The 5,972-nt window shown below is 66.9% G+C and carries 6 protein-coding genes, 2 tRNA genes and 1 pseudogene; 5 read left to right on the top strand and 4 right to left on the bottom strand.

Going from position 1 to position 5,972, the window contains the following annotated elements; all coding sequences use genetic code 11:
* From SFU54_RS06055 to SFU54_RS06035, 5 genes and pseudogenes are all read left to right on the top strand, one after another.
* Nucleotides 1-480 (top strand): annotated as a pseudogene (locus tag SFU54_RS06055) (LytR family transcriptional regulator); the annotation flags it as partial.
* 51 nt (nt 481-531) lie between these two features.
* Nucleotides 532-620 (top strand) — tRNA-Ser (locus tag SFU54_RS06050).
* Nucleotides 621-678: 58 nt separating this feature from the next.
* Nucleotides 679-751, top strand: a tRNA-Arg gene (locus SFU54_RS06045).
* A 56-nt stretch (nt 752-807) separates the two neighbouring features.
* Nucleotides 808-1,719 (top strand): pseudouridine-5'-phosphate glycosidase, encoded by a 912-nt coding sequence (locus SFU54_RS06040; protein ID WP_319015389.1) that lies wholly within the window; start codon nt 808-810, stop codon nt 1,717-1,719.
* A gap of 28 nt (nt 1,720-1,747) precedes the next feature.
* The gene (locus tag SFU54_RS06035) at nt 1,748-2,641 is read left to right on the top strand and encodes a carbohydrate kinase family protein (protein WP_319015388.1); all 894 of its coding nucleotides are present in this window, start codon (nt 1,748-1,750) and stop codon (nt 2,639-2,641) included.
* Here SFU54_RS06035 and SFU54_RS06030 read toward each other — a convergent pair.
* The 4 genes from SFU54_RS06030 to SFU54_RS06015 all read right to left on the bottom strand — a co-directional run.
* On the bottom strand, nt 2,604-3,518 hold the full coding sequence (locus tag SFU54_RS06030; RefSeq protein WP_319015387.1) for an EamA family transporter: 915 nt from the start codon (nt 3,516-3,518) through the stop codon (nt 2,604-2,606). The genes SFU54_RS06035 and SFU54_RS06030 overlap by 38 nt on opposite strands.
* An 88-nt stretch (nt 3,519-3,606) precedes the next feature.
* The gene (locus SFU54_RS06025) at nt 3,607-4,014 is read right to left on the bottom strand and encodes a hypothetical protein (protein ID WP_319015386.1); all 408 of its coding nucleotides are present in this window, start codon (nt 4,012-4,014) and stop codon (nt 3,607-3,609) included.
* A 132-nt stretch (nt 4,015-4,146) separates the two neighbouring features.
* Nucleotides 4,147-5,517, bottom strand: coding sequence for a deoxyribodipyrimidine photo-lyase (locus SFU54_RS06020; RefSeq protein ID WP_319015385.1), 1,371 nt, complete (start codon nt 5,515-5,517; stop codon nt 4,147-4,149).
* 62 nt (nt 5,518-5,579) lie between these two features.
* Nucleotides 5,580-5,972, bottom strand: a 393-nt coding sequence (locus SFU54_RS06015) for a MarR family winged helix-turn-helix transcriptional regulator (RefSeq protein ID WP_319015384.1), incomplete at its 5' end; no start/stop codon positions are given.

Below are 5,972 nucleotides of genomic sequence, written 5' to 3'. Positions count from 1 at the left end.
ACTGACTTCACCAAGTTGTATGGCCTGGCCCAGGTGGCATCGAACTCGATGAAACTGTCGAGCAGCCTCGCGCGACTCGACACGATGGTCTCGATGGCGCAGGCATTGCGCACGGTGCCGACCGAGAACATCGTTTTCGTTCAATACCCGGGCCGCACCGGCGGCACCGGTGTGTATGCCGGAAAGGTTCAGCCGGTCGTCTCGGCTGCCAACGCGCTCTTTGACCGCATCCGTGCCGACGAGCGATTCACGCTTGAGGCAGGCAACACGGGAATCGGTTCGACGGTCAACCCGAATGCGCCGACAACCGGACCGACGCCCGAACCGACGGCGACCGAGCCGGCCGTGCCGAAGAACGGCAAAGTCGTTCCTGAGGTAGAGCCGACGCTCGAACCCATCGAACCCGAGACGCCGGCTGCGGTGCTCGAGGGCGTTCAGGGTCAGACTGCTGCCGACTACACCTGCTCGGTCGCCAACTAGCCCCGTGCCCGGCCGCACTCCGTGGCCGGTATAGTGGAGACCGCTCTGCTAGGAGACGTCGCATAGTTCGGCCTAGTGCACCACCCTGCTAAGGTGGAGTCCCCGCAAGGGGACCGCGGGTTCAAATCCCGCCGTCTCCGCGGAACGAGTCGCAGTTCACCACTGCTAGGCTTGTTCGGTTCACGCCCAGCGTGACAAGCGCCCGTAGCTCAATGGATAGAGCATCTGACTACGGATCAGAAGGTTAGGGGTTCGAGTCCCTTCGGGCGCGCGAGAAGCCCCCCGCTACCAGCGGGGGGCTTTTGTGTTGGGCGGTAGCCTGAGGGTGTGAACTCTGCATTGCACGTGTCTGACGACGTCGCCGCTGCTCTCGCCGCGGGCCACCCGGTTGTCGCTCTCGAGTCGACCATCATCAGCCACGGGTTGCCTCGCCCCCGCAACCACGCAGCAGCGATCGAGTTCGAGACCATTTTGCGCGAGCAGGGCGTGGTGCCGGCAACAATCGCGGTTCTCGACGGGGTCGCACACATCGGCCTCGACGACGAGGGCGTGCGACGCATCGCCGACGACGACCTCGCGAAGGCGAGCGTGCGCGACTTGCCGATTCTCGCGGCTCGGGGTGTGAGCGGTGCAACGACGGTCGCGGCGACCGCTCATCTCGCGGCGAAGGCGGGCATCCGTGTGTTCGCCACCGGTGGGTTGGGAGGCGTACATCGCGGCGCGAGTGAGACCTTTGACGAGTCGGCCGACCTGTCGACTCTCGCTGTCACCCCCATCACCGTGGTCTCGGCGGGAGTCAAGAGTGTGCTCGACATCGCGGCAACGCTTGAGCGACTCGAAACCTACTCGGTGCCCGTCGTTGGTCTCGGCACCACGGTGTTTCCGAGCTTCTGGTTGCGCGATAGCGACTACACGCTCGACTGGGCTGTCGACAACGCCGAGCAGGTTGCCGACATCATGGCGGCCCACGATGCTCTCGGTCATTCGCAGGGCATCGTTGTCGCTAACCCGATTCCCGCTGATCAGGCCTGGGATCGCACCGAGCACGACCGCGTGCTTGCGACGGCGTTTGCCGAGGCGGCCGCGCAGGGCATTCGTGGCAAGGCCGTGACGCCCTTCTTGCTGGGTCGCATCGTTGAACTGAGTGAAGGGCGCAGCCTCGAGGTGAATCTCGACCTCGCCCGCAATAACGTGCGCGTGGCCGGGCGAATCGCGACGGCGTGGTCTGCTCGCTCATGATGCCCCAGCTTGACAGCGATCGTCGCTCATGACGGGCACTCGGGCTGTCGTCGTGGGTGATGTCATTGACGACATCATCGTGGTGCCGCGCGGCCCGATTCGCACCGACACCGATACGGCAGCGAGCATCACCCGTCACCCGGGAGGTTCCGCGTGCAACACTGCGGCGTGGCTCGGTTTCCTCGGCGTTGGCGTTGATCTGGTGGGTCGTGTGGGGGCGGGCGACGCGCACCGACACGCGACCGCTTTGCGAGCATCCGGCGTCACCGCGCACCTGTCTGAAGATGCAACGTTGCCGACGGGCACCATCGTGATCGTTGTTGACGGTGAGACGCGCACGATGCTCACCGACCGTGGGGCGAACGCAACGCTGTCGATTTCGGCGGTGACGGATGCCCTGCTCGCCGACGCGGGCGTGCTGCACCTCACCGGATACAGCCTTTTTGACGCATTCACGCCTGACGACCTGCACACTCTGGTTGCGCGCGCGCGGGCCGCGGGGGTGCTCGTCACATTCGATCCGGGGTCGACGGGATTCATCGCCGACTACGGGGTCGACGCCTTTCGGGAGGCGCTCGCCGGCATCGACCTCTTGCTCCCGAATCTCGACGAAGGTCGCCTACTCTCGGGCGAGCATGACCGCGCGGCGGTCGCTGCCGCACTCGTCGGCTACTGCCCCGCCGTCGTCATCACCGGTGGCTCGTCGTCCGTTCTCGTGGCGCGACGTGGCGAGCACGTCGTGGAGGTGCCCGTCGCGGCGCGCACCGCGGTCGACCCGACAGGAGCGGGCGACGCATTCACGGCCGGGCTCGTCGCGGCCGTGCTGAACGGCACCGATCTCGTCACTGCGGCACGCGAGGGCGTGCGGGCGGCGGGTGACGCGGTCATGCGTCCGGGTGGTCGCCCGACGCCTCTTGGTTGACAGCAGCGCTGTCGTTGCGGGGTGGTCGCTGACTGCTACTCACGGCCCCAATGCAGGCCGCGACGACGGCGGCAATGGCGACGAGCTGCAGGGCATCAAGCGCTTGCCCGAGTACGACAAACCCCGCGAGCGCAGCCACCGCCGGCCCGAGGCTTGAGAGCACGCCGAATACGCGGGTTGGCATGGCCTTGAGCGCCAAGAATTCGAGAGCGTACGGCAGCGCCGACGTCACGACCGCAATGCCCGCGAACGCGAGCAATAGCAGCGGGTTGAGGATGACGGCTTGAGTGGCCGGCGCCGCGCCCAACGGAACGACGATGATGGCCGCGACGAGCATGGCCATCGCGAGAGCATCAACGCCGCGGGCTCGCGGCCCGAGACGCGCCGACGCGACAATGTAGAGAGCCCAGAACGCGGCGGCCCCTGCCGCGGCGGCGATGCCGACAACGGCGAGGCCACCGGAGCCGTCTAGGTCGACGCCGAGTAGCGCAACACCGATTCCGGCGAGCACCACCCACGCGAGGTCGCGCCATCGACGCGTTCCGGCAACGGCCACTGCGAGCGGGCCGAGCAACTCGATCGTGACGGCAACCCCGATCGGGATGCTGTCAATCGCGAGATAGATGAGCACGTTCATTCCGGCGAGGCCGAGACCGAGCATCCCGACGCCGATCCAGGTGCGACGGTCCCAGCCGCGCACGCGAGGCCGGATCACAGCGAGCAGAATCGCCGCCGCGAAGCCCAGGCGCAAGGCTGCTGCGCCGAGTGGACCGACGGCGGTGAAAAGCGACCCTGCCGTGGCATTGCCAAATTGCACCGACACAATCGCCACGACGGCAAACAGCACAGGGTTCACGGCGGGGGCACGAACAGGCACGAGGGCGAGCATCGCACAGCTCTGACTTCCCGCACAGCAACGCGCCCCGCACTCGAGTGAGTGCGGGGCGCGTTCGTGGTTCTGAGGCTTAGTCCTCCGAGTCGTCCGAGTCGTCGTCCGAGTCGTCGGGGCTGTCGACCGAGGCCGGCGAGGCGGGGCTGACGGGTGACGGCGGCGTCACGGGCGACGGCGAGTCGTCGGGGCTCGAGCTCGACGAGGGAGACGGGCTCGCGCTGTCGTCGGGGGTCGCGCTCGACGACGGAGCGGGGCTTGCGGTGTCGTCGGGGCCGACGACGCTGTTCGTGATGACCGAGAAGTCAATTTCACTCGCGGTGCCCTTGGTGTCGTCGTCGGTGACGGTGATGCCGGGAACCTCAAGGTTGGTCACTCCAGCGACGAGCGGCAGTGCGCTCGCGGTCGAGACGGCACCGGCTGCCATGACGCCGAGTCCGAGCGCCGAAGCGGCGCCGATGGTGATCCAGTTCTTCGCGTCCATGATGAATCCTTTCGAGCTGTGGGAGCCGGTGTGCTGCGCATCCGTGCTGGTGATGACTACAGCCTGCGGGCGCTGCATGAGAACACCAGAAGGTTCAGATGAGAGGGTTCTCATCTTCGCAGACCGGTCGCGTTAGGCCGTGGCCGCCTTCGCGGCCTTCACGACCTCGTATGCGGCGAGGGCCTCGCGCCGTGAGGCGGCGAGGTCGACGATCGGCGCGGGATACTCCGGGTCATCGACCTCGGGTACCCACCGTTGCACGTAGGCGCGGTCGGGGTCGAAGCGGTCGGCTTGCAGTGCGGGGTTGAAGACGCGAAAGTACGGCGCAGCATCCGCGCCCGATCCGGCGACCCACTGCCAGCTCGCCGCATTGCTTGCTTCATCGGCATCGACCAGGGTGTCCCAGAACCATTCCTCGCCGACGCGCCAGTCGATGAGCAAGTTCTTTGTCAACAGCGAGGCGACGATCATGCGCACGCGATTGTGCATCCAGCCGCTCGTCCACAGCTGCCGCATTCCGGCGTCGACGAGGGGAATTCCTGTTCTGCCGCGCTGCCACGCCTCGAGCGTGGTGGGGTCGGGGCTGGTCCAGGGAAACGCGTCGAAGTCACGCCGCACGTTGACGCGGGCGAGCTGGGGCAGGTGGAAAAGGATGCTGTACGAGAACTCGCGCCAGCCAATTTCACTGAGAAACTTGGCACGATTCATGGCGGCCTCGGCCGGGAGTGGCCGGTGTACTCGCTCCCAGACCTGGTGGGGGCTGAGCTCGCCAAACCGCAGGTGCGGGCTCAGGCGACTGGTCGCCTCGAGGGCAGGTTCGTCGCGGCGATGGTAGAGCGCCAGCTTGTCGTTGACGAAACTCTCGAGCCGCGCGTGAGCCCCGTCTTCTCCCGGAGTCCACTCTGCACGAAGACCCGCCGCCCAGTCGGGTCGGGTCGGCACGAGCGCCCAGGCATCGAGATCGTCGCCGTCGATGACACAGCCCTCAGCGGCGTGCGGTGCAGCCAGGGGCGACCGAGGTTCGCCCGAGGCGAGGCAGGCTCGCCAGAATGGCGTGAACACGCGATAGGGCTCGCCCGACCCCGACGTGATGGTCCACGGCTCGAACAGCAGCGATGCACCAAAGCTCTTGACCACGAGCCCCTCGGCGCGCAAGCGCGACTTGAGCGCAGCATCCACCTCACGAAGCGCTCCGTAACGCCGGTTCCAGTACACGGCGCCGGCGCCGAGCTCGGCGACCAATTCGGGAATGACGACGGATGCTGAGCCGCGCCGCAGCGTGAGGTGCAGGCCCATCGCCTCGAGGTCGCGGGCCAGTGAGGTGAGACTGTGGTGCAGCCACCACCGGCTCGCGCCCCCGAGCGGACGCGCCCCGGGCGACTGCTCGTCGAGCACGTACACGACAGCGATGGGCTCTGCTCGCTCAACGGCCGCCGCGAGCGCAGGGTTATCGGCGAGCCGGAGGTCGTCGCGCAGCCACACGATGCTGGGGGAGGAACTCATGTCGCGAGGCTAGCCGCGCTGACTGAGTCAATGGTGCGGGCCAGCCGCTTCGACCGTCGTGTTCAGTCTCGCAGTCGCGTGCACAGCTCGGTGAGCTGCCGCAGTCCGTCGGCGTCGAGTCGGGAGCCGACCCGGCGGGAGATCGCGTCGGCGTGACTCACCGCGACGCGCTTGAAAAGCTCATACCCTTCGGGACGCAACGCCACGATGGTTCCACGGGCGTCGGTCGCGTCGGGGAGTTTGTCGACGAGCCCTCGTGCTGCGAGTCGATCGATGAGGCGACTCACACTCGGCTGGCTCAAAAGCAAGTGCGGAATGAGATCCCGGATGCGCAACCGACGCTCGGGCGCCCGCGACAAGTTGAACAGCACGTCGTACTCGGTAAACGAGATCTCGTTGGTCGGAAACTCTGCGGTGAGTTGCCGGAGCACCGAGACCTGCGCACGAAACAGCGC

The organism is Microcella sp., from assembly GCF_033763155.1.
GTDB lineage: Bacteria > Actinomycetota > Actinomycetes > Actinomycetales > Microbacteriaceae > Microcella.
Note: the sequence above shows the minus strand (reverse complement) of the source record. Positions and strands in the feature narration are given on the sequence as shown.

Coding starts and splice junctions, on each gene's coding strand:
- SFU54_RS06035 (WP_319015388.1), top strand. CDS start 1,748: ATGACGGGCACTCGGGCTGTCGTCGTGGGTGATGTCATTGACGACATC.
- SFU54_RS06025 (WP_319015386.1), bottom strand. CDS start 4,014: ATGGACGCGAAGAACTGGATCACCATCGGCGCCGCTTCGGCGCTCGGA.
- SFU54_RS06020 (WP_319015385.1), bottom strand. CDS start 5,517: ATGAGTTCCTCCCCCAGCATCGTGTGGCTGCGCGACGACCTCCGGCTC.